We start from the raw sequence: 21,557 nt of genomic DNA on the forward strand, positions 1-21,557 counted from the left end.
AAATCAAAGAAACGCTGTTATTTTAAGTTTTTAAATAAAAAATCAGGCCCTTAAGACCTGATCTATTTGATATGTGATTGTAATTGTTGTGAGATTACCATCCACCGGAAGCACCGCCACCGCCGAAACTTCCACCGCCACCGAAGCCGCCAAAGCCTCCGCCACCACCGCCGGAACTTCCACCTCCGAAGCCACCACCACCAAAACTGCCTGGGAATGGGAAGAACCCGCCAGGATAATTTCTGCGTCCTCTTCGGGTGATGATCACATCATCGTCGTCATCATAATTACCACGACCACCGCCACCACCGCCTCGATTTCCGAAGAGAATAGCAATGATGATAAAAATAACAAAGGCGATAATAAGAACTTTAAGCGCACTGCCATCACCGGAAGGTGCTGTAGTAGGAGCAGGTTTGAATTTGCCCTGAACAGCCTCCATAATGGCTGAGGTTCCACGGTTGATCCCCTCATACCAAAGTCCTTTTTTGAAATTAGGAGTAACAATATAATCCAGAATCTGTCCTGCAACTGATGCAGTAAGGTATTGCTCTACGGCACGCCCTTGCTGGATAGACATGGTTCTGTCTTCAGTTGCGATCAGGAAAACGACTCCGTTATCCACACCCTTTTTTCCGATCTTCCACTGCTCACCAAACATGGTGGCCAGAAAGTTGACATCTTCGCCCTTGGTAGACTTAATGATAACAACTTCAATTTCTGTGGAAGTGGAATCAGCAAATTTGATCAGCTTATTGTTAAGCTCATCTTTTTCCTGTTGAGAAAGAAGGCCGGCTTCATCAAAAACAGGATATAAAACTGCTGGTTTTTGGGGAATGGTGTATTGTGCTGATACAAAAGTGTAAAAGCAGATCAGTAAAAATGAAAATACTATTTTAAGAGAACGTAATTTCATTCGGAAGTTGGTTTGGATTTTCTCCTTCAACAGGAAAATATTTTTTAAGTTCAATGCCGGTTTCCAGAATAGCACTTTTTAATGCCGGATAATAATTTCCTTTGGCAAATTCAGAAGTAATATAGTCATGAAGATGATCCCAATAGGATTGATGAACCTTCTCATGAATGCCTATGTCACCAATAATGGTGAGGTATTTCTGTTCAAAATTTACATGAAAAAGCACAGCATTCCTATCAGTAGTTTTATCCATACACAGTTCTTTGAAAACTTCAAATGCTGTTTTAGCATCACGGTTTTCCGTATTAGAGTCAATATGTACCCTAATCTCACCTGTAGAATGGTCTTCTGCTGACTGAATCGCTTCCACAAGGGAAGCGATCTGTTGATTTGTAAGGAAATTACCCATTATTATTTGAATACTTCAGGGGCTTTCTGAGCTCCTGCATCAGCTTTGAAATAAGGTTTTTCTTTAAAGTTGGTGAAATTCGCCAGAATATTATTCGGGAACGTCTTGATAGAGGTGTTGTAATCCTTTGCAGCATCGTTATAGTAAACAGTTTCTGTTCTGATACTGTTTTCAATAGCGGTATATTCTCTCTGGAAGTTAATATACTGCTGATCTGCCTTTAAGTTAGGATAAGACTCTACCACAGCCATTAATCTGCTTAATGCTCCTGATAATTCTCCCTGTGCAGCCTGGAATTTAGCAATATCTGCTTCTGTCATATTGGTAGGATCAATGTTGATAGAAGTAGCTTTAGAACGTGCTTCCACAACTTGTGTTAACGTTTCCTGCTCAAATTTTGAATACGATTTTACTGTTCTTTCCAGGTTAGGAATAAGATTCGCTCTTTTCTGATACACGGTCTCTACATTAGACCATTTTGCGTTAACAGTCTGCTCTTTGCCTACAAAGCTGTTATATCCGCTTTTTCCCCAAAAGAATAGGACTGCAACAATAATAAGGAGGGCAATACCAATGGTTCCTGCGCCCAGACATCCTTTATTTTTCATAGTTTATTTTTTTTTAATTTTTTGTGCTAATCAAATATACAAATTATGTGCTAATTTTGTAGAAAATTATATTTGAATGACAACAATAGTGGTGGCAATGGGAGAGAAGAATGAGATTGGTTTTGAAAACCAGTTGCTTTGGCATCTTCCTAAAGATTTAAAACATTTTAAAGACCTTACTTCCGGGCATCCGATTATTATGGGAAGAAAAACGTACGAGAGTATTGGAAAACCACTTCCTAACCGTACCAATATTGTTGTGTCAAGAAAGAAAGACTGGTTTGAGGAAGGAATTCTTATCGTGGGAAGCCTTAAAGAAGCAATGAAGTTTGCTAAAAAGATTGATGAAGAGGTTTTCGTTATCGGAGGTGGAAACATCTATGAGCAAACAATGGATATTGTGGATAAACTTGAAGTTACGCTGGTGAAAGCTGATCTGAAAGCTGATACATTCTTCCCGAAAATTGATGAGAAGATCTGGAAAAAAACAAATGAAATTTGCCACGAAAAAGACGAAAAGAATGGTTATGATTTCTGTTTTCAGACGTTTGAAAGAATTAAGAAAGAAGCTTAAGAGTCAATACTCAGTTTTTGCTTTGCAAAGTGAATCGTGAATTGTTGGCAGATGTAAAAATTAATAAGCACAGCGAATTGACCATTCACCATTGACTTTTTGAACTTTAACCTTTAAATTTATTATCTTTGCACTTCTAAAATTTAATAATGAATAAGAACATTAAAATTGCAGTAGCAGCACTTCTTATCCTTCTGGGACTTTATATGATGATTTTCACGAGAAATCTTGGATGGGGGATTGTTGTTTTTCTTCTTGCCGCATTTCCAATCGTACTTTACTTTAAAAATGAGTATATTCTTTTGGCATTCTGGCAATTGAGAAAACAAAATATGGAGAAAGCTGCAGAATGGTTAACAAAAATTACCGACTATAAAGGACAACTTCATAAAACTCAATACGGATATTTCCACTATTTATTAGGATTAACACAGGCTCAGGATCACCCTACAAAAGTGGAGCCTCTAATGAAAAAAGCTTTGGAATATGGTTTGAATATGAAGCACGACAGAGCAATGGCGACTTTAAATCTTGCCGCAGCAGCTATTTCTAAAGGAAGAAAGCAGGAAGGGCAGAAGCTATTGGATGAAGCTAAAAGATTAGACAGTGCAGGAATGATGACAGATCAGATCAAAATGATGAAGGATCAGTTGAAAATGCCAACCATGCAAAAGCATATGCACAATCCTAATATGAGAAATAGAGGGAAGTTCTTCTAAGAAGAAAACCCTGATATAAAATATAAAAGTCCTGAATTTTCAGGACTTTTTGTTTTTTAAAGGAACAGGTTCTTCTATTTGTAAGAAAGTGTCATTCGGGTATATCTTTTTTCTTACAGGTGCCAAGCTATCTATTTTTTCAAAAAGATCTCTAAGATCACTTGTGTAAAAACGCTTTCTTTGATTTTTATAAGTGATGGAGACCAATGCCCAGTCATCATTTTTATCAACGGTATCTGTTTTCTTTAAATACTTAAAATAATTTTCAAAAGATGAAGGATCATGTGCTTTAATCTTATACATCATTTTCGGTAATGTTTGTTGTCTATCAGAACCTTCACTAGAATACTTTTCTACGAATAAAGTATCATTTTGTTTTGTGAAAGTATATTCTTCCAAGGCAAAATATGTACAGACTGAAAGATTCGTTTTTATTTTCACTGTATCTCCATTCTCCATTTTTTCTGAAAACTGATAAAGATCTTTATCCAGATCAAATCTGTGTTCCTTTTTACAGGATAATAAAGAGATTATCAGAATAATGAAAGAGAGTTTTTTCATTGTGTTACATTTCCGAAGTCTGGTCATAGCCATAAAATTTGGGCATCTGCCATTGATATTTCACAGCAAGTGTCCTGATGGCTACAATAAGTAAGATGGTAAAGATCTGTACAAAAGTATAGGAGAGTGGAGTGTACTTTGTCATTAGTAAAAATGCTGCCCCACCTACAATACATGCTGTAGCGTAAATCTCCTTTCTGAAAATTAATGGAATTCTGTTCAGTAATATATCCCGGATAATTCCACCGAAACAGCCTGTGATAGTTCCTAATCCAATACAGATTAATGGATGGATGCCAACATTTAAACCTTTCTGAATTCCAATAATGGTAAACAGTCCAAGCCCAAAGCTGTCGAAGATGAATAAGGTAACCTTAAAGTTTTTTTCAAGGGATTTGAATACCATGGAGACAACGCTGGTAATAATAATCAGGGCACACATCAGAAGATCATGCATCCAGAATACAGGAATATCCAGCAAGAGGTCTCTTACAGTTCCGCCACCTACGGAAGTAACAAAGGCAATAATAAGAACACCAAAAGGATCAAGCCGTTTCTGCATGGCTGCAAAACTTCCTGACATGGAAAACGCGATGGTTCCCAATACTTCTATGGCAAAATTGAACTGTTCGTGCATATACTATAAGTAATGAATAATGAGCAATGAGTAATAAAAATTATGCCACTTAAATTTGAGATAATTTAAATTTATATCGGGTCATAACTTTTACAAGCTCTTCACATTCTGATTTTAAATGTAGAATTTTTTCTGGACTTATGTATTCTAGTTCTTCAATAATTTCAAGCCAAAGTTGTGTTTCATCAATCTCTTCAACTACAATGCAGATTTTAGCAAATTTTTCTTTTTCAGATCTGGCTCTTGAAACGGCTCTGTAATTCGCTGCGACTGAAGTTGAAGACCTGATAACTTACTTTCTTATTATTGAAACATCATCAGAATATGGCAATACAGAAAGTGCTCTAATGATAGCAATAGAAAATTTTTTGGCTCTTTCACGGAAGATCTGATTAAAATCCATACGGTCAAAATTACCCATTGCTCATTACTTATTACTCATTATATCTATCTTTCAACCCTTACAGAATCAGGAACCATCAGTTCGTATTCGCCGCCGTGGGTAATAATTTCCCTTACGATGCTACTGCTGATGAATGATTTTCCTGATGAGGTTAATAAGAATACGGTTTCTAATTTTTTGTGGGCTAATGTCCTGTTGGTATGAGCGATTGCTTTTTCGAATTCAAAGTCAGCAGGGTTTCTTAAGCCTCTGATGATATACTGAGCATTCTTTTCAAAACAGTAGTCTACCGTTAAGCCCTCGAAAGAATCTACTTCTACATTGGGGAATTCAGCTACGGAGTTTTGAATGAATTCCATTCTTTTTTCAAGAGGAAACATGTATTTCTTCTGAGAATTTTGGCCAATAGCAATGATTAGTTTATCAAATAGCGGTGCCGCTCTTTCTATGATATCATAATGTCCTAAAGTGATGGGGTCAAACGACCCGGGAAAAACAGCAATTTTCATGTTGTCTGATTTTATAATTGTTCGTCAAAAATGAAAGATTAACGTAATCTTTCATTTCCAACATCTATTATCTTATTTTCTTTTATTTAAAGCTTTTTCAACTTCGTTTCCACAAAGATCCATAATGGAAATTCCATAATGTTTGGCCTGCTGAGGAAGAATACTTGCAGGAGAAAATCCTGGGTTGGTATTCATTTCAAGCATATAAGGAATACCATCCATTAAGATATATTCACTTCTTGAAAAACCGCTCATTCCAAGAGAATTATATGCTCTTTTAGCAATTTCTTCTACTCTTTTTGTGGTCTCTTCATCAATTCTTGCCGGGGTAATTTCTTCAGAAGCACCCTCATATTTAGCTTCATAATCGAAAAACTCATTGGTTGGAACAATTTCAGTAATTCCTAAAACAATGGTTTCTCCTTTGAAATCAATAACACCTACAGAAACCTCCATTCCGTTCAGGAAACTTTCGATAAGGATTTCATCATCTTCTTTGAATGCAAATTCTGTAGCAGCAATCAGTTCAGATTTTTCTTTTACTTTAGAAATTCCCAGTGAAGATCCGGATTGATTAGGTTTTACAAAAAGTGGAAGGTTTAATTCTTCTACAATTTTATCCACATCAATATTTTCTCCTTTTCTTAAATAAATACTTTTAGCGGAAGGAATTCCATATTTTGACAATACGGCAAGCGTATCTTTTTTATTGAAGGTAAGGGCACTCTGGTAAAAATCACAACCTGTATATTTTTGACCAATGGCATCCCAGTAAGCCTGCAGAATACCATTTTCACCCGGTGTTCCGTGGATGATATTGAAGCATACATCAAATTTCAATGTTTCTCCATTTTCTAAGGTAACAGAAAAATCTCCTTTGTTGATCTGGTATTTTTTATCATTTTCTCCCAGAAAATACCATTCATCTTTAAGGACTACTACTTTATATACGTCATATAGATTTCTGTCTAAGGAATCATAGATCAACTGTCCGCTTTTTAAGGATACAACATATTCATCAGAATAGCCTCCCATTACTACGGCAACACTTTTTTTATTCATAACCATATAGTATCAATTGAGGCAAATTTAAACATTTTATGCAATGCAATACGGGAAATCGGGAAATTTTCAAATCAAAAATGAATTGTGTTAAATAAAAAGTCCATTCTAAAATTATTAGCTATATTTGCGGTTATAATTAAAGTATTTTTAAGTATGCTTAAATCACTTTTCAATTGGAAAGTTTTAGTGAATTTAGTAGTGGCAATCGGTGTTTTCGTGGGTCTTGTATGGCTTACGTTCCGCTGGTTAGAGTACCATACTAATCACGGTCAGGAAATTCCTGTTCCCAATGTAGTTAATAAATCTGTACATGATGCTGTTAAAATATTAGATGATACAGGTTTGGAATATGAAGTAGACAGTGCCAATTATGACCCTAAATACAGACCATTCCAGGTTTTACAAATCTATCCTGCTCCGGGTTCCCGTGTAAAGGACGGAAGAACTGTGCGTCTTAAAGTGAACCCTAGAACATGGGCTCAGATTGCTGTTCCGGATGTGATCAACAAATATTCAGGGCTGGCATTCCAGAGATTGGATCAGGTAGGTCTGAAAATTGGAGATACCATTTATGAACCAAGTATTCAGAAAGATGCTCTTTTAAGAATTTTATATAAAGGAAATGCCGTAAATCCGGGAGCACGTCTTCCTAGATTCTCTGTGATTGATGTAGTAGTAGGATCCGGACCAATGAGAAATATTTCAATTCCTAATGTGGTTGGGCTTTCTGTAAAAGAAGCAAGAGCGGTAATTGCAAAGAGTATGTTTGAAGTAGGATTGGTAGAACATGAAGATGGAGGTAAGGATGAATCTGATATTATCTATTATCAGGATCCGGCTTCAGGAGATGTTCGTGACCAAGGAATGCAGATTGACCTTTGGGCAAGTAAGAAAACTCCGGCAGAATTAAGAGCAAAAGTGGAGCAGCTGAATTCTATTTACCGAATGAAGGTAGATACTTCTCTGCCACCGGTACGATATGAGGAAGTTCATAATGAACCAAGATATGATGCTCCGGTAGTACCTGCACCAGCACCTAAAAAGGAAACTCCAAAGGTGGAAGCTCCGAAGACTGAGACTCCAAAGCCACAGTCAACAGCTCCTAAACCTGTAAGTACAACAGAGAAACCTAAGGCTTCTACCAGTACTCCAGCTACAGGAAACACTGCAAAACCAGCAGCCTCAACTTCTACACAACAGCCGGCTCAAAAGCCAAAGGCTAAGAAGGTAGTCGTAGAATAAATAGAAATTAATAGTAAAAATATAGGCTTCAACTGCAAAATGTTGAAGCCTTTTGTGTAAAAAAATAAATACAATGTCAGAAGATAACGAAGATTTTTTAGACGAAGAATTATTGGAGTCCAACAGTATTGATAATATCGATATTGACGAGGAAAACAAAGGTTTATATGAGCATCTTAATATCACTGTTGATCCAGGACAGGAAACATTAAGAATTGATAAGTTTCTTTTAATACACCGCCAGAATTCTTCAAGAAATAAAATTTCTCAGACTTGCAGAGCTGGAAACGTTGTAGTGAATGGCACTGCAGTAAAGCAGAATTATAGAGTGAAGCCCGGAGATCAGATCTCCATATTATTAACCCGCCCTCCAAGGGAAAATGTAATTATTCCTCAGGATATTCCTATCAATATCGTTTATGAAGATGATGATCTGGTAGTGGTAGATAAAGAACCCGGAATGGTTGTTCACCCAGGACATGGAAATTGGGATGGTACGTTGGTGAATGCACTGGCTTATCACTTTGAAAAAAACGGTGCAAAATCTGATCTGGACAGGGTAGGGCTTGTCCACAGAATTGATAAGGATACTTCCGGATTATTGGTGATTGCTAAGAATGAATATGCTTTAAGCTTTTTGGCTAAACAGTTCTTCAACAGAACTACAAAGAGGCTATATTGGGCTTTTGTGTGGGGAAATCCTCAGGAAGAAGAAGGTACTATCAGAGGACATATCGGTAGACATCCTAAAAACAGAATGCAGATGTCTGTTTACGAAGATGGAAGTCAGGGGAAACATGCTGTTACTCATTATAAAGTCCTGGAAAGATTCAAATACATGACTTGGGTGGAATGTAAACTTGAAACAGGAAGAACCCATCAGATCAGGGCTCACTTCAAACATATTGGACATACATTATTCAATGATGAGCGTTATGAAGGGCACACACCGTTAAGAGGAGTGAACCTTCCAAAATATAAACAGTTTATTAAAAATGTTTTTGAAATTCTTCCAAGACATGCACTGCATGCACATACCCTCGGATTTATACACCCAACAACAAAAAAGGAATTATATTTTGAAAGCCCAATGCCCAAAGATATGGAGGATGCTGTAAAAAAATGGAGAAATTATTTGGAAAACTAAAAATATATTGAGATTTTTTTTATATTTGTTGAATTGAAATCAAGATTTGTTATGAGAAAACTATATGCTATCGTATGTTTAGCTCTTTTGTCAAATGCATACAAAGCACAAGAATCACTACCATATTATCAACAGTACCTTTTGGATGGTGATTTCCTGTTCAACCCAGCTCAGTACGGTAAAACAGACTACGTACAGCTCAATGCCATTTATCAGAAGCAATTTTCAAAATTCAGCGAATCCCCAAATGTACAATCGGTGGGAATCAATGCAAACATTTTCGATAGAGTAGGTGCCGGTCTTACCGTATTCAGAGACAGCAATGGAGCTGAATCTGCAGGAGGTGTTACAGCGGGTGCTTCATATTTTATTCCTCTAAGTAGTGAAGGAGACAGAAAAGATCAGTTCTCATTCGGTACAAGTGTTAGTTTGTACAACAGAAATTTTGACTATACTAAAATCAACGTTGAAGAGCAGGGAGATCCTTTAGTAAAAGGTGACCAACAGAATATTTTCATGGCTTACGCCAACTTCGGTTTAGCAGCTACTTATAGAAACCTTTTCGGGGGTGTTTCTGTAAATGATATTGCATTAGGTAACGATAAACCTATTGTAAACGGATGGGAACCTTCTCCAATCAAGTTTTTCTTAAATTTAGGATATAACTGGCATATTGCTGATAACATTCAGTTAACTCCTGCCATGATGATCAACCTGAATACAAACTCAACAAGAGTAATGGATTACAACCTAATGGGTACATTCTCTAATGAAGTGAATGCATTCTCTGTAGGGATAAGTTATAGAACTGCTCAGAACAGATTCGACAGCCAGCAATTGGAAATTGCTCCGATTGTTAAAGTAAGATTCAACAAATTTATGATTGGAGCTACTTATAACCTAGGATTGTCTGATATTCAGCAATACGGTGGAAACAGCTTCATGATCGGACTGGGTTATAATTTCGATAACTTTATTAATGTTCGAGGATATAGATATTAATCAATTTAATTTAAATAAATTTGAGCTCTGAATTTTTTCAGAGCTTTTTTTATGATATATATTCACATTCCGTTCTGTAAACAAAAATGCAGTTACTGTAATTTTCATTTTTCAACATCCCTTAATTTTAAGGATGAAATGCTTCATGCCATGAAAACTGAAATACAGCTTAGAAAAGATGAATTACAGAACCGAAGCCTAAAATCCCTTTATTTTGGAGGCGGAACTCCTTCTATTCTTTCGGTGGATGAAATTCATTCTTTAATTGATGAGGTTTTACATCATTTCAGTTTTGAAAAGGATATTGAAATTACGTTGGAAGCGAATCCAGATGATCTTGATAAGAATTTCCTAAAGCAATTGGCTGGAACACCTGTTAACCGACTGTCAATTGGAACACAAAGTTTTTTTGAAGAAGACCTTAAACTGATGAACCGTGCCCATACAGCATCAGAAGCTGAAGGTTCCATTAAACGGGCTCAGGACTTCGGGTTTGAAAATCTGAGCATAGATTTAATTTATGGTTCACCAACTTCTAACCTGGAAATCTGGAAAGAAAATTTACATAAAACGATTGCACTGGAAGTTCCTCATATTTCCTCATATGCCTTAACGGTTGAACCTAAGACTGCTCTTGATAACTGGATTTCAAAAGGGAAAGTTAAAAGCCCGAAAGAAGAAGAACAGAACAGAGAGTTTTATTACCTGTCAGACTTTTTAAAGGACCATGGTTTTGAACATTATGAAGTTTCCAATTTTGCAAAACCCGGTTTTTATTCCAGACATAATTCATCATACTGGAAGTATCAGGAATATTTAGGAATAGGTCCTTCTGCCCATTCGTATAACGGGTTTGATGTGAGGAGCTGGAATGTAGCCAACAATCAACAATATATTAAAAAACTCAATACAAAACTTTTAGCTAAGGAAGAAGAAATTCTCTCTAAGGAAGATCAGTTTAATGAAATGATTATGATTGGTTTGAGAACCATTTGGGGGGTAGATCTGAAAAGTTTGAAAGAAAAGTTTGATGACCGATTCATGGAGCACTTTCAACGTGAGATCAAACAGAAAATGGAAGAAGGTATTTTAATCATAGAAAACGATCATTTGAAAATCCCGGAAAAACATTGGTTCATGGCGGATGGAATTGCTTCGGATTTATTTATAGTTTAGCGTTTATAGTGTATATTTGAAGCAGACAACTTTAAATAAAAACTAAACTATGAAAAAAACTTATTTCTCTTACTATTATTTTTCAGTGGATTGTACTTAGCACAAAAGCCCATATTTGTTAAGGCTAAAGTAGTTGCTGTAAATGTTTACAGAACTTCAGCTGAGCTTCAGAATACGGTGAATGTTTCTTTGCCCTCGGGAACTTCTGAAGTTATAGTAACAAATATTTCGGATGAAATTGAAGATAAATCAATCCAGATTAATACGAACAATAAGAACATTTCAATTCTTTCCGTACAGTATAGAGATCGTTATCAATCTGCATATCTTGAAAATAATAACCCTAATGGTAAAAGAATTAAGGACAGCATTGCTATTTTAGAAAATCTTACTGCAAAAATTGATATTGAAAGGAAAACAAATGAAAAGACTCTTGAACTTTTAGATAAAAATCAAGCTCTTCTAGTGGGCAGCAATACCTCAAGTGTAGCCCAGCTTATGCAATTAACTGAATATTATAAAACTAAGAGAAACGAACTTAGTATTAGCCAGCTTGATATCAATAAAAAATATACAGAAACTGTATTAAAAATTGAGAGACTGAAAAACCGTCTGAAAGCTAACACAGAAATTGAAGAAACTCTCTCAGATGGAGTACTTGTTTTAAAAGTAAACAGCACTACTGCTGGAAATGCTAAAATGGATATAGGCTATTTAGCAGAAAGTGTTTCTTGGGAACCATTCTATGAAGTAAAAGGAACCAAGCTTACAGAACCTTTAGATATTACTTTTAAAGCAAAGATAAACCAGGAAACAGGACTTGACTGGAAAGGAGTTAAACTATCTCTTATTAATGCTAGATCTTCCAAAAATAATAATGCGCCAATAATGGACCCATGGTTTTTGAATTCTTATAAAAATGAGGAAAAAGTTAATCGTACTTATTCTAAAAAAGATACGGTGATGAAAGAAACACGGATAGAAGAAGTTGTGATGGTAGGTTATAGTGGATTTAAAATTAATGATAATCAGCTGAATACAAGCTTTGATGTAGATATTCCGTACGATATTCTTTCTAATAATGAAGATCATTTTATCAACTTAAAGCAAATAAAAGTACCTGCAGAATATAAGTATTACACCGTTCCAAAATATAATAAGACAGCTTACCTTGTAGCGAATATAAAAGACTTTAATAAATATGATCTTATATCCGGTTCAGCAAATATAATCTTTGAAAATATGTATGTTGGGGAGGCAAGAATAAATCCCAATCTTACGGATGATAAAATGAGTATTACTCTTGGAGATGACAAAAAAATAAGTATCAGAAAAGAAATTGTAAATGATAAAGCAAGTGAAAAATTCTTCTCCTCTTATCAGGAAAAAACATTTACTTATGATCTGGTTATTCGTAATAATAAAAAAGAAATGATTAATATTGATGTTAAAGACCAGATTCCTTTGAGTAAAGATGAATCTGTAAAAATTGAACTTCTTCAGAGCGATAATGCCGAATTTGATAAAGAGAAAGGTTTTTTAACCTGGAATATTAAAATTTCCCCTTCAGAAACCAAAAAAATCAGAGTAAGCTATAAAGTGAGGTTTCCGAAAGATTTTTCAATCAGTAATCTTAATTAAGTAACGGATTATTCACTATTTTTGTATAAAATTTCAGGTCGTTTGAAAACTAAAAAACAAGATTATTCGCATCTTTCACCCAGCCAGCCTATCGGTATTTTTGATAGTGGAGTAGGTGGTCTTACCGTAGCTAAGGAAATCAAAAGGCTTTTGCCGAATGAAGATCTTATCTATTTTGGAGATACAAAACACCTTCCCTATGGTGAAAAATCAAAGGATGCGATTATAGAATATTCCACCAAGATTACGAACTTTCTGCTGGAGCAGAATTGTAAAGCGATTGTAATTGCCTGTAATACGGCTACAGCCAATGCTTTGAATGAAGTAATGCAGTCGGTGGCCGGAAAAGTTCCTGTTATAGACGTTATTAATCCTGTAGCAGAAAAAGTTTCTTATGAGATTCACAATAATGTGGGAGTAATTGCTACCAAAGCTACGGTGAATTCCGGGTTGTATAAAAAGAGTATCAGAAAGCATAATAAATGGATCAAGGTTGATGAATTGGCTACTCCTTTATTAGTGCCGGCTATTGAGGAAGGTTTTAAAAACCATCCGATTACCCATGCTATTATCTACAATTATCTGAGTAATAATAAGCTGAAAAATATTGAAACCTTAATTCTAGGTTGTACACATTACCCTCTGTTAATTGATGAAATTAAGCAGTATTACGGGAACAGGGTTAGAGTTATTGATTCTCCTAATATCGTAGCGAATCATCTGAAGATTATCCTTGATAAATACAATCTTCTGAATGAAAATAATGCTAAGCCGAATTATCATTTCTACCTTTCGGATATCACCAAGAACTTTGAAAAAATATCCAAGAAATTCTTCGGTAAAACCATCGATTTAGAACTTAAAGTATTATAAATAAAAAGTCTGCCTCATCTGGAAGCAGACTTTTTTCTTGTCATTGCGAGCGTAGCGAGGCAATCTCTATATTGTATTATGTTGGAAAACGCTAAGGCGCAACGATTTTATCTTCTATAAAATTTTATTCCGGATATTTTTCTCGCAGATTTCGCGAATTACGTAAATTTTTTTAAACACAAATTGCACAAATTTCCCCTCAAATAGCCACAAACATCTGTGTAAGTCTGTGGGATCTGCGGGAAATAAAACGCTCTTATTATTCAAATTAAGCTTCCAGGATTACTTTCTCAGCTTTTAATCTTGTTTTTGGATTGAATTTAGGCTGGTTGGCATCCGTATCTAACTTTTCTCCGATAGCAACAGCAAATAGTGTTTCGTATTTATCATTTTTCAGAACCTCATCATAGAGTTCAGGCTCTATCCCTTCCATAGGCGTTGAATCTATTCCCATATCTGCACATGCAGAAAGAAGAACTCCTAATGATAAATACACCTGATGTGCGAGCCACGATTTTACATAAGCTTCTCCTTTAGGTTTTACTCTGGTTCTGTAATAGTTTACAGCACCTTCAGGTAGATTTTCCTCAATCTGTTTTTCGAAATCTTCAGGATTTTTAATCACCTGGAAAATAATGAGGTGACTGCAGTCGATTACTTTTTCCTTATTAATGAAAGAAATTTCGGCCAATTGTGATTTCAGTTCACCACGATTTACAAAAATAAAATTCCATGGCTGGCTGTTGATGGATGATGGACTCAAGTTTAGAATTTCTTTCAGTTGAGAAATCTGTTCTTCACTGATATTGCCTTGTGGGTTATACTTTTTTACAGTATACCTTGTTTTCATTTTGTCTAGAAAGTTCATAATTTTATACTATCATTTTTATAGTTACAAAATTAATTTAAGTTTATTAACTTTGCAATAACGGTAAAAAAGGATAGTATAAAAATGTATACAATTGATAACAAATCTTACCCTTGCTGTACAAGTGTAACGATGAGATTTATAGGGGGAAAATGGAAGGCTGTAATTTTATATCATCTTACAGACGGAGCCAAAAGATATAATGAATTAAGGAAAGTAATACCTACCATCACAGAAAGAACATTAAGTCTTCAGCTCAAACAATTAGAGGATGATAATATTATTGACAGAAAAGTATATACAGAAAAACCACCTTTGATGGTAGAATATACTCTAACAGATTTTGGGAAGACACTGCTTCCAGTACTAGATGCTATTACGGAATGGGGAAAAGGAGCTGCAAATAATTCAAAAAAAATAATCAAGAACTAAAGTTCCTGATTATCTTCTTTATTCGGATCAAAAAAACTGAAACTTACGTTTCCGTATTTTCTGGTATCTACTAAATTAGGGTGTTCCAGCTTCATGCGGCTTTGATGTTCTACGATAAGAACTCCGTTTTCTTTAAGAAACTTATTATTCAGAACTAAAGAAATAAGTTCGTAGTATTTTTTTCTTCCATTTCAAATGGAGCATCAGAAAAAACAATTTCAAAGGATTTTTTGTTTCTGAACTTTTTCAGCCAGTCAAATACATCTCCTCTCTGTACATTAATCTGAAGTGCCATATCAAGTTCAGAAGCTGTAGAATTGATGAATGCCGTGTGTTTTGGATTCATCTCTACAGAAGTTACATCCTGACATCCTCTGGAAGCAAACTCAAACGTGATAGAACCGATTCCTGCAAAAAGATCCAATACAGAAATCGACTGCATGTCGTATTTGTTTTCCAAAATACTGAATAAGGCTTCTTTCGCAAAATCTGTGGTAGGTCTTACGTCAAAGTTTTTGGGAGCTGCAATTTTTTTGGCTTTCCACTTGCCTGATATTATTCTGAACATGTTAAATTAGGGTTTAGATAATAGATTTTAGGTGGCAGGTAATTTTGTTTGGATGATCTCACTATTTCCTGCGGTCTGCAATCTAGTTAAGTATAAAATTCTTATTAGGAATATTGTCAAAAACGATCTTCAGGTTTTTTACAAACTTCTGAAGCTCGGAAATAAATGTCTCATTTTCTGTAGTTTCACCATAAGCGTAAAAACTGGTTTCATTAATTCCAAAACCGATTTTGCTTAATGTAAACATGATGAAATAAAGGAAATCAACCTCAGAGTTCACATCCAGATTATTGTAAAGGATGATCTTCTTATTATCAATGGCAAAAAATTCACACTGATTGTGATAAAGATTGATATGGATTTCTTTATTATTCTTATTGTGGATAGAGCTTAAAAACTTTTCCCCTGAAAAATTAAAATGTACCGGTATCGCCAGTTCCTTTATTTTTTTATAATAATGTTTAGGGAAAGTATAATAAAACTGAATGTTGAATTTTTTGTTGATGGAAAGCATCAACTCTTCCTGCTCTTTATCAGCCGGAGCATTGAATGAGATCAAATCAAAACCTGCTTCATGATCAGAAAAACCTTCCGGCATCAATGTAAAATGATTCAAAGCAGAAATCACCTGGATTTCATCAAAACGCTGTTTGATAAGAACTTCATCCAGCTTTTCCTCAATAAGATTAGCGGGTGTTTCTTCAGTAACAAAATAAGATTTTTCTTCCAGAATGTTTTTGTTTTTTACAATCTGGTAGATTAATCCGTCTTTGGTAAAAAGTAAATTAAGTACGTTCATATTTCAATTCCTGCAAATTTAGTGAAATTCTACCATTACCGCACCCGATTGATGGTGAAGTATTTCCTTATTATAAAAATCAATACCCACCTGGCTTTCCAAAACATCTCTAACCATCCGCTGTAAGGTACCATCTCCAATCCCATGAACAATTTCCAGTCTCTTCAAATTATTTTTTCTGCAAAATTCTATTACTTCAATCAGCTTTTCCTTTTGGATAAACAATCTTTCAAAACTATCATAATCATTGGGATTCTTTACCAAATTATGAAAATGTAAGTCTAAAACCAAATGATTTTTCTGATGTTTTTTAGAAATAATCTTTTTAGGTTCTGCTTTTCTTACGACCCGGATATTTTCATAAAGATCAGCATTCTTGGGGACCAGTTTTTCTTTAGGATATTGATGGGTAAAGCCATATTCATCTTTAAAAACCACAATATTCCCCTTCACGGAAGTAACTACTCCGCTTAAATCTTCATCCACTACAGAAACTGTATCTCCAATTTTCATCTTGCTATTTTATTTAACCTTGGCAAGGTTTTAAACTCTGTCAAGGTTCTTTCTTTACCACTCTCAAACATTCAAATTCCGGGATTCTCAAACCCTCGGCCCTAATTCTATCACCTCCAGATCCTTTATTTCCTCACCATCTACTACAAAGCGCATCATTGTTCTTACTTTATGCCAGCCTTGCTTTCCACAGGCACCCGGATTCAGATGTAAAAGGTTATTTTTCTGGTCATACATTGCTTTTAATATGTGCGAATGTCCTGATATAAATAATTTAGGGGTTTTCTCAGCAATTTCTTTTTTTGTTAGCGGGGTATATTTTCCGGGATATCCGCCGATATGGATCATTAAAACGTCCAGTTTCTCACAGAAAAAACGGTTAACCTCCGGAAATTCTGATTGAATTTTTGGGTTATCTATATTTCCGTAAACGCCTTTTAAAGGTTTTATTTTTTCGAGCTGCTCAATAACATCCATGCTTCCAAAATCCCCACAATGCCAGATTTCATCAGCCTGAGATGCATATTCTAGGATTCTGTCATCTATATAAGAATGAGAATCGGAGAGAAGAAGGATTTTTGTCATTATCTAAGGGTTCTTTGGGTAATATTTTCGTCGTATTTTTCTTTAAATATAGCAACACGTTCAGAATTCAGCTCACCATTCTGATTAATTACTCTTTCTTTAAGCATCCATTTTACCAGTTTTTCCATTCCTTTTTTGGAATTCATAAAATTGGCAATTTTGGCTAAGTCAGTGGATTCTACCTTAATCTTTTCTGTTAAAAAGTTCAGGACAAAATAATCATCACTTACATATCTTGGCGTTTCATTATCCATGTATCTGTACATCAATATTTCTTCGTCATCTTTCATTGAGAAGAATGAATATTGTGTGACATTAATCTTTTCTGCTTTTAGAATCTGTTTTCCATCCAGAAGAACCTTGTCATCTTTAATGCTTACATCCTGAGAGAAATATAAATTACAGCTCACTACTAATAAGAAGAAAGCGAATAATCTGTTTACTGCCATTTTTAATATTTTAGACTGCAAATATAAAGAAGCTTTGATAAATGCTTTTTTAATTGAATTTTTTAATCCCTGTATGTCCGTTTTTTATTAATAAGAAATACTCTTGGTTCTACGTATTGAATCCAGTTTCTTTTCTATGTCTGCACTGAATATTTTTCTTAGCTTCAGTCCGCTTTCAGTAAGTCTTGGAATCACAAAAGTTCCATCCATACTGTTATTTGAAGTAAATGTAATGGCAATGGTTGTATCTGAGACCTTTTTCCAGTTTCCAATATACCGTTCCATTTTTGAAACCTTTCCCGGGAAATCTTCTTTGGTGTCATAACCATTAGCTGATTTGCTTAGATTTCCAATGATTTTTCCGTTTTTACTGAACTTTAAACCAGGAGTTTTGGCATTGAAAATATTCTGTTTTTCGTAAGTATAAATATAGTTGTCCAGCTCAGTCAACTTCCATGTCTGTAAAAGAAAAGGATCTGAAGTTCTGTCCTGGCTTTTCATCAAGCCTATAGTAAAGAAAAATAGAAGAAAGGGGATTGTCTTTTTCATACTTTAAAATGATTACACTTTAGTATCAACAAAATTAAGCTTTTCAATACAAGACTGAAAGTTTTCTACCTGTATAAAGTTAGTTATTACAGCTTAAGATTTTTATAAAACCTCAAATTGAGACATTCTCTATTTTATTGCTTATTTTTTATTTAATTCTTAAAAACGATTTTTTGGAGTGTTGGAAAATGGTTCTTGAGATAAAAAAAGGGGATTGAAAAATGGCATGTATTCACTTTTTAGTGTATTAATTAAGTAGAATTATTGTTTTTAATTGCTTGAAAATCATTATTTTAAATTGTTCATTTTGGTATTTTAAATAATTTATTTGTCGGTAATAAAATATGTATATATTTGTCTTAATTTTTATTTAATCTAAACAAAAATAATAATGAGTGTCGGTTTATACTTATTGGAAAGCAAAAACTGGTATTATTTTGACCTTATACCAAAGTTTGATGAAGAGTTATCAACGTTCATGAACAATTGTTCTGAAAGTAAATTCATCCGAATTAATATTACAGGTAAAGAATCTTATTTAATTGTTCCTGTAAAGCATTTCTCTACTACCGGAGTTCATTATCTGGGAAAAGATGTAGGGTATAGAGAAAAGAAAATGGGTGAAGTGGTGAAGATTGACGCAGAAGAAGCGTATCGATTTCTTACTTCCCTGGCTTATAGCGGAAATACGACAGTAGAAAACCCGGAAGAGGCTTATATCAAATATTTTTCTGAAGAATTTGATGAGTATTTTGACAAAGGGTATAAAATGGAAGAAAGTATTGATTCTTTCATAGACGCTGCTAAGGCGGGGGCTATCTTTAATTATTTCGGATACGAAAATGAAAATCTACTGGATTTTATTTCGAAGAATGTTGCATTGGAGTCCAATTACGATAAGAAAGCAGCTATTATCCAGTGGTTTTCAGAATATACCCATTCATTGCTGAAAACAGCAGTAGGAAAGTATATTGAAGAAGGAATTATTTATAACAGCAACATCGAGCATACATTTATCAATCAAAGTACAGAAAAGGTAAATGTTGGTTTTGATGAATATATTACAGACGGATCTGCTATCAGAAGAGAAAAAGCTGAGAGTTTTATACGAACTCATGTGGTTTATTACAATCTTTATCCGGTTCTGAGACATTTGGCTTATCTGGGCTCAATTGAAGAAGAAATTCTTTACCAGATTGTAGATACTGAAATTGATTCATTAAGAGAAGTTTATGGGGATGCCATGAATTTTATTTATGAAACCATAGAAGCAAGGCTTTTCCTGAAGCAGGCTCACAGTGTGAATGGAGACACCTGGAAAGAATATATCAGACAGCATAATTTCCTGATTAATCCTAAGCATTATTCCAAAAAGCTGATAAAGCCTGATTACGGGGAAATACTGCATAAAAGATATTTCAATAACGGAACTTTAGAAATTACCCTGAGAGCTTTTAATCCGGAAACGGATATGGAATTCCTTCATGAATGGTCCAATATGGAGTATGCTAAAAAGTATTGGGAAATGGATGTGGATAAACAGGAATTTGAAGAAGCCTATATCAAACACATGGGGGTAGATTATTCCCACCCTTACATAGGACTTCTGAACGGCAATCCTATTTTTACTCTGGAACTGTATTGGGCTGTAAAAGATGAAGTAGGTAAATATTACCGTTTCAATCCTGGAGATTATGGCTTTCACATGCTTATTGCTCCTGCAAAAGAAAAAATTCCAAACTTTTCAATGAATGCATTGGCTATGTGTATGGAGTACTTCTTCTCTTTCCCACAACTTACAAGAATGATAGGTGAGGCTTCTGCATCCCATAAAGGAACGCATAACCTGATTACGAAAGTAGGGTGTGAATTCAACAGATCACTGGCCCTTCCTTACAAAACATCCAATCTGACATTCCTTGAGCGCGAGAAGTTCTACGAAACAACGGAAGATATTTTCAAAAACTCGGTTCTGAAAATAAACATTACAACTTAATACTTGAACACTGAAAAAGATAATTTATGAAATATGATATCATTGGTATAGGAATAGGACCCTTCAATCTAAGTCTTGCCGCTCTGCTTGAAGAACATAATCTGAAAACCATATTTTTTGATAAAGCACCAAGGTTTGAATGGCACAGTGGTTTAATGATAGACAGGACAACACTTCAGGTTCCTTTCCTGGCAGATCTGGTAACGATTGTAAATCCGACAAGTCCTTTTACGTATATCAATTATTTGAGAGAGAAAGGTAAAATTTTCCGTTTCTGCTTTAAGGAAAGCTTCTATGTAACCAGAATGGAATATAACCTGTACTGTAAATGGGTAGCCTCACAGATTGAAAGCCTTAATTTCAGTCATACGGTTACAGAAATAGATTATAACGAAATTCATGAATGCTATGAAGTTTCAGTGATTGATCTTATTAATTGTGAAAAGAAAGTGTATCTCACGGATAAAATTGTCTTAGGAGTTGGTTCAATTCCTAATGTTCCTAAAATAACGGAACGTTTCTCGAAAGAACATATTTTCCATTCTTCTGAATATTTACACAGAAAACAATATATCAAAAAAGGCAGTAGTATTACTGTTTTGGGTTCCGGACAAAGTGGAGGTGAAGTATTTTTTGATCTTCTTGCATCAAGACCGGATCTGGATTTAAAACTGAACTGGGTAACAGCAGCAGACCGATTCTTCCCAATGGAAAATTCAAAATTCACTTATGAATTTACTTCCATGGATTATATTTCTTATTTCAACAGGCTTCCGTTAGCAAAAAGACGAGAAGTTATTAACAAACAGGATATTCTTTATAAAGGAATTAATGATGAATTGATAAGTACAATTTATGATGAGCTGTATCATCAGCAGATGAAAGAAGAGCAGCCACTTCCTGTAAAAATCCTTACCAATAGCCTCCTTGAAGATATGGAGTATGATGAAAATTATACCCTGAAGATGAGACATCTTGAAGAAGAGAAAGCTTTTTCAGTAGATACGGATTATCTTATTCTGGCAACAGGTTACCGTTATGAAGTTCCTCATTTCTTACAGCCTATTGAAGACCGTCTGAACAAAAGTGAAAATGATGGAACCCTATTGTCTTCAGAAGACTATACGGTTGACGTTAATGACAATGAAATATTCATGCAGAACGGTTGTGTAGATTCACAGGGAATTATCACTTCAGATTTAGGAATGGGGCCTTATAGAAATGCCACTATTATCAACAAAATACTAGGTCACGAATATTATCCATTGGAAAAAAATATTGCATTTCAGCATTTCGGAGCATTAGAAACTATATAA

The 21,557-nt window shown here is 34.8% G+C and carries 25 protein-coding genes and 1 pseudogene; 11 read left to right on the forward strand and 15 right to left on the reverse strand.

All coding sequences use genetic code 11. The features are described from left to right. Positions 1-94 precede the first annotated feature (94 nt). Genes BOQ64_RS20455 through BOQ64_RS20465 form a run of 3 tightly spaced genes read right to left on the reverse strand, consistent with a single transcriptional unit; the run spans position 95 to position 1,933 of the window. A complete protein-coding gene (locus tag BOQ64_RS20455) occupies positions 95-916 on the reverse strand; it encodes a TPM domain-containing protein (RefSeq protein WP_129058609.1) in 822 nt (273 codons plus the stop codon). Continuing rightward, a complete protein-coding gene (locus BOQ64_RS20460; RefSeq protein WP_129058610.1) occupies positions 897-1,328 on the reverse strand; it encodes a TPM domain-containing protein in 432 nt (143 codons plus the stop codon). The genes BOQ64_RS20455 and BOQ64_RS20460 overlap by 20 nt, the downstream gene beginning before the upstream one ends. After that, positions 1,328-1,933 (reverse strand): LemA family protein, encoded by a 606-nt coding sequence (locus tag BOQ64_RS20465; RefSeq protein WP_045492756.1) that lies wholly within the window; start codon positions 1,931-1,933, stop codon positions 1,328-1,330. Before BOQ64_RS20465 ends, BOQ64_RS20460 begins: the two co-directional genes overlap by 1 nt. Before the next feature lie 76 nt (positions 1,934-2,009). On the opposite strand from BOQ64_RS20465, the gene BOQ64_RS20470 reads away from it, so the two are divergent. Both BOQ64_RS20470 and BOQ64_RS20475 read left to right on the forward strand, forming a co-directional pair. Next, on the forward strand, positions 2,010-2,507 hold the full coding sequence (locus BOQ64_RS20470) for a dihydrofolate reductase (protein ID WP_129058611.1): 498 nt from the start codon (positions 2,010-2,012) through the stop codon (positions 2,505-2,507). Positions 2,508-2,656: 149 nt separating this feature from the next. Then, positions 2,657-3,226 (forward strand): membrane protein, encoded by a 570-nt coding sequence (locus BOQ64_RS20475; protein WP_045492762.1) that lies wholly within the window; start codon positions 2,657-2,659, stop codon positions 3,224-3,226. A gap of 39 nt (positions 3,227-3,265) precedes the next feature. On the opposite strand, the gene BOQ64_RS20480 is transcribed toward BOQ64_RS20475, so the two are convergent. The 5 genes from BOQ64_RS20480 to BOQ64_RS20500 form a co-directional block, all read right to left on the reverse strand. Continuing rightward, complete coding sequence (locus BOQ64_RS20480; RefSeq protein WP_129059833.1) at positions 3,266-3,787, reverse strand: hypothetical protein; 522 nt, start codon at positions 3,785-3,787, stop codon at positions 3,266-3,268. A gap of 4 nt (positions 3,788-3,791) precedes the next feature. Continuing rightward, positions 3,792-4,424 carry a trimeric intracellular cation channel family protein gene (locus BOQ64_RS20485; RefSeq protein ID WP_089739454.1) on the reverse strand — a complete coding sequence of 211 codons (633 nt, stop codon included), beginning with the start codon at positions 4,422-4,424 and terminating at the stop codon, positions 3,792-3,794. Positions 4,425-4,473: 49 nt separating this feature from the next. Then, positions 4,474-4,713, reverse strand: coding sequence for a four helix bundle protein (locus BOQ64_RS20490; RefSeq protein WP_228448507.1), 240 nt, complete (start codon positions 4,711-4,713; stop codon positions 4,474-4,476). A 158-nt stretch (positions 4,714-4,871) separates the two neighbouring features. Then, entirely contained in the window at positions 4,872-5,336 is a 465-nt protein-coding gene (gene coaD / locus BOQ64_RS20495) for a pantetheine-phosphate adenylyltransferase (RefSeq protein WP_047098871.1), read from the reverse strand. A gap of 72 nt (positions 5,337-5,408) precedes the next feature. Further along, positions 5,409-6,398 carry a D-alanine--D-alanine ligase gene (locus BOQ64_RS20500; protein WP_129058613.1) on the reverse strand — a complete coding sequence of 330 codons (990 nt, stop codon included), beginning with the start codon at positions 6,396-6,398 and terminating at the stop codon, positions 5,409-5,411. Positions 6,399-6,554: 156 nt separating this feature from the next. Between BOQ64_RS20500 and BOQ64_RS20505 the strand changes: the two genes are divergently transcribed. The 6 genes from BOQ64_RS20505 (at position 6,555) to murI (ending at position 13,482) form a co-directional block, all read left to right on the forward strand. Next, positions 6,555-7,643: a PASTA domain-containing protein gene (locus tag BOQ64_RS20505; protein ID WP_129058614.1), complete on the forward strand. Its 1,089-nt coding sequence runs from the start codon at positions 6,555-6,557 to the stop codon at positions 7,641-7,643. A gap of 73 nt (positions 7,644-7,716) precedes the next feature. After that, positions 7,717-8,790 (forward strand): RluA family pseudouridine synthase, encoded by a 1,074-nt coding sequence (locus BOQ64_RS20510; RefSeq protein WP_185147092.1) that lies wholly within the window; start codon positions 7,717-7,719, stop codon positions 8,788-8,790. Positions 8,791-8,841: 51 nt separating this feature from the next. Next, the gene (locus BOQ64_RS20515; protein WP_129058615.1) at positions 8,842-9,792 is read left to right on the forward strand and encodes a type IX secretion system membrane protein PorP/SprF; all 951 of its coding nucleotides are present in this window, start codon (positions 8,842-8,844) and stop codon (positions 9,790-9,792) included. A 51-nt stretch (positions 9,793-9,843) separates the two neighbouring features. Then, the gene (gene hemW, locus BOQ64_RS20520; RefSeq protein ID WP_129058616.1) at positions 9,844-10,968 is read left to right on the forward strand and encodes a radical SAM family heme chaperone HemW; all 1,125 of its coding nucleotides are present in this window, start codon (positions 9,844-9,846) and stop codon (positions 10,966-10,968) included. A gap of 90 nt (positions 10,969-11,058) precedes the next feature. Continuing rightward, positions 11,059-12,609 carry a DUF4139 domain-containing protein gene (locus BOQ64_RS20525; RefSeq protein ID WP_129058617.1) on the forward strand — a complete coding sequence of 517 codons (1,551 nt, stop codon included), beginning with the start codon at positions 11,059-11,061 and terminating at the stop codon, positions 12,607-12,609. Between the two features lie 42 nt (positions 12,610-12,651). Beyond that, positions 12,652-13,482: a glutamate racemase gene (gene murI / locus BOQ64_RS20530; RefSeq protein ID WP_129058618.1), complete on the forward strand. Its 831-nt coding sequence runs from the start codon at positions 12,652-12,654 to the stop codon at positions 13,480-13,482. A 268-nt stretch (positions 13,483-13,750) separates the two neighbouring features. Here murI and BOQ64_RS20535 read toward each other — a convergent pair whose 3' ends face one another. Further along, positions 13,751-14,350 (reverse strand): NAD(P)H-dependent oxidoreductase, encoded by a 600-nt coding sequence (locus BOQ64_RS20535; protein WP_129058619.1) that lies wholly within the window; start codon positions 14,348-14,350, stop codon positions 13,751-13,753. Between the two features lie 84 nt (positions 14,351-14,434). Between BOQ64_RS20535 and BOQ64_RS20540 the strand changes: the two genes are divergently transcribed. Beyond that, positions 14,435-14,782: a winged helix-turn-helix transcriptional regulator gene (locus BOQ64_RS20540; RefSeq protein ID WP_129058620.1), complete on the forward strand. Its 348-nt coding sequence runs from the start codon at positions 14,435-14,437 to the stop codon at positions 14,780-14,782. Here the strand turns inward: BOQ64_RS20540 and BOQ64_RS20545 are convergent. The 6 genes and pseudogenes from BOQ64_RS20545 to BOQ64_RS20570 all read right to left on the reverse strand — a co-directional run bounded on the left by BOQ64_RS20545 (position 14,779) and on the right by BOQ64_RS20570 (position 18,245). Next, positions 14,779-15,350, reverse strand: a pseudogene (locus BOQ64_RS20545) (RsmD family RNA methyltransferase). The gene BOQ64_RS20540 and the pseudogene BOQ64_RS20545 sit on opposite strands and share 4 nt — an antisense overlap. An 82-nt stretch (positions 15,351-15,432) precedes the next feature. Further along, entirely contained in the window at positions 15,433-16,149 is a 717-nt protein-coding gene (locus BOQ64_RS20550) for a DUF3822 family protein (protein ID WP_129058621.1), read from the reverse strand. An 18-nt stretch (positions 16,150-16,167) separates the two neighbouring features. Continuing rightward, positions 16,168-16,662 carry a Smr/MutS family protein gene (locus tag BOQ64_RS20555; RefSeq protein ID WP_129058622.1) on the reverse strand — a complete coding sequence of 165 codons (495 nt, stop codon included), beginning with the start codon at positions 16,660-16,662 and terminating at the stop codon, positions 16,168-16,170. Positions 16,663-16,749: 87 nt separating this feature from the next. Further along, positions 16,750-17,247, reverse strand: a complete 498-nt coding sequence (locus BOQ64_RS20560) for a metallophosphoesterase family protein (RefSeq protein ID WP_129058623.1) — start codon at positions 17,245-17,247, stop codon at positions 16,750-16,752. Then, positions 17,247-17,696: a hypothetical protein gene (locus BOQ64_RS20565; RefSeq protein ID WP_129058624.1), complete on the reverse strand. Its 450-nt coding sequence runs from the start codon at positions 17,694-17,696 to the stop codon at positions 17,247-17,249. The genes BOQ64_RS20560 and BOQ64_RS20565 overlap by 1 nt, the downstream gene beginning before the upstream one ends. Positions 17,697-17,783: 87 nt before the next feature. Next, positions 17,784-18,245: a hypothetical protein gene (locus BOQ64_RS20570; protein ID WP_129058625.1), complete on the reverse strand. Its 462-nt coding sequence runs from the start codon at positions 18,243-18,245 to the stop codon at positions 17,784-17,786. Positions 18,246-18,636: 391 nt separating this feature from the next. Between BOQ64_RS20570 and BOQ64_RS20575 the strand changes: the two genes are divergently transcribed. Continuing rightward, positions 18,637-20,241, forward strand: coding sequence for a GNAT family N-acetyltransferase (locus tag BOQ64_RS20575; protein WP_129058626.1), 1,605 nt, complete (start codon positions 18,637-18,639; stop codon positions 20,239-20,241). 26 nt (positions 20,242-20,267) lie between these two features. Then, complete coding sequence (locus tag BOQ64_RS20580; protein ID WP_129058627.1) at positions 20,268-21,557, forward strand: lysine N(6)-hydroxylase/L-ornithine N(5)-oxygenase family protein; 1,290 nt, start codon at positions 20,268-20,270, stop codon at positions 21,555-21,557.

Origin of the sequence: Chryseobacterium sp. CH25 (assembly GCF_004119455.1) — a bacterium.
Taxonomy (GTDB): domain Bacteria; phylum Bacteroidota; class Bacteroidia; order Flavobacteriales; family Weeksellaceae; genus Chryseobacterium.

Excerpts from the sequence above, each read along its gene's own strand:
- BOQ64_RS20455 (WP_129058609.1), bottom strand. The coding sequence starts at position 916 with ATGAAATTACGTTCTCTTAAAATAGTATTTTCATTTTTACTGATCTGC.
- BOQ64_RS20465 (WP_045492756.1), bottom strand. The coding sequence starts at position 1,933 with ATGAAAAATAAAGGATGTCTGGGCGCAGGAACCATTGGTATTGCCCTC.
- BOQ64_RS20470 (WP_129058611.1), top strand. The coding sequence starts at position 2,010 with ATGACAACAATAGTGGTGGCAATGGGAGAGAAGAATGAGATTGGTTTT.
- BOQ64_RS20475 (WP_045492762.1), top strand. The coding sequence starts at position 2,657 with ATGAATAAGAACATTAAAATTGCAGTAGCAGCACTTCTTATCCTTCTG.
- BOQ64_RS20480 (WP_129059833.1), bottom strand. The coding sequence starts at position 3,787 with ATGAAAAAACTCTCTTTCATTATTCTGATAATCTCTTTATTATCCTGT.
- BOQ64_RS20485 (WP_089739454.1), bottom strand. The coding sequence starts at position 4,424 with ATGCACGAACAGTTCAATTTTGCCATAGAAGTATTGGGAACCATCGCG.
- coaD (WP_047098871.1), bottom strand. The coding sequence starts at position 5,336 with ATGAAAATTGCTGTTTTTCCCGGGTCGTTTGACCCCATCACTTTAGGA.
- BOQ64_RS20500 (WP_129058613.1), bottom strand. The coding sequence starts at position 6,398 with ATGAATAAAAAAAGTGTTGCCGTAGTAATGGGAGGCTATTCTGATGAA.
- BOQ64_RS20505 (WP_129058614.1), top strand. The coding sequence starts at position 6,555 with ATGCTTAAATCACTTTTCAATTGGAAAGTTTTAGTGAATTTAGTAGTG.
- BOQ64_RS20510 (WP_185147092.1), top strand. The coding sequence starts at position 7,717 with ATGTCAGAAGATAACGAAGATTTTTTAGACGAAGAATTATTGGAGTCC.
- BOQ64_RS20515 (WP_129058615.1), top strand. The coding sequence starts at position 8,842 with ATGAGAAAACTATATGCTATCGTATGTTTAGCTCTTTTGTCAAATGCA.
- hemW (WP_129058616.1), top strand. The coding sequence starts at position 9,844 with ATGATATATATTCACATTCCGTTCTGTAAACAAAAATGCAGTTACTGT.
- BOQ64_RS20535 (WP_129058619.1), bottom strand. The coding sequence starts at position 14,350 with ATGAACTTTCTAGACAAAATGAAAACAAGGTATACTGTAAAAAAGTAT.
- BOQ64_RS20540 (WP_129058620.1), top strand. The coding sequence starts at position 14,435 with ATGTATACAATTGATAACAAATCTTACCCTTGCTGTACAAGTGTAACG.
- BOQ64_RS20550 (WP_129058621.1), bottom strand. The coding sequence starts at position 16,149 with ATGAACGTACTTAATTTACTTTTTACCAAAGACGGATTAATCTACCAG.
- BOQ64_RS20555 (WP_129058622.1), bottom strand. The coding sequence starts at position 16,662 with ATGAAAATTGGAGATACAGTTTCTGTAGTGGATGAAGATTTAAGCGGA.
- BOQ64_RS20560 (WP_129058623.1), bottom strand. The coding sequence starts at position 17,247 with ATGACAAAAATCCTTCTTCTCTCCGATTCTCATTCTTATATAGATGAC.
- BOQ64_RS20565 (WP_129058624.1), bottom strand. The coding sequence starts at position 17,696 with ATGGCAGTAAACAGATTATTCGCTTTCTTCTTATTAGTAGTGAGCTGT.
- BOQ64_RS20570 (WP_129058625.1), bottom strand. The coding sequence starts at position 18,245 with ATGAAAAAGACAATCCCCTTTCTTCTATTTTTCTTTACTATAGGCTTG.
- BOQ64_RS20575 (WP_129058626.1), top strand. The coding sequence starts at position 18,637 with ATGAGTGTCGGTTTATACTTATTGGAAAGCAAAAACTGGTATTATTTT.
- BOQ64_RS20580 (WP_129058627.1), top strand. The coding sequence starts at position 20,268 with ATGAAATATGATATCATTGGTATAGGAATAGGACCCTTCAATCTAAGT.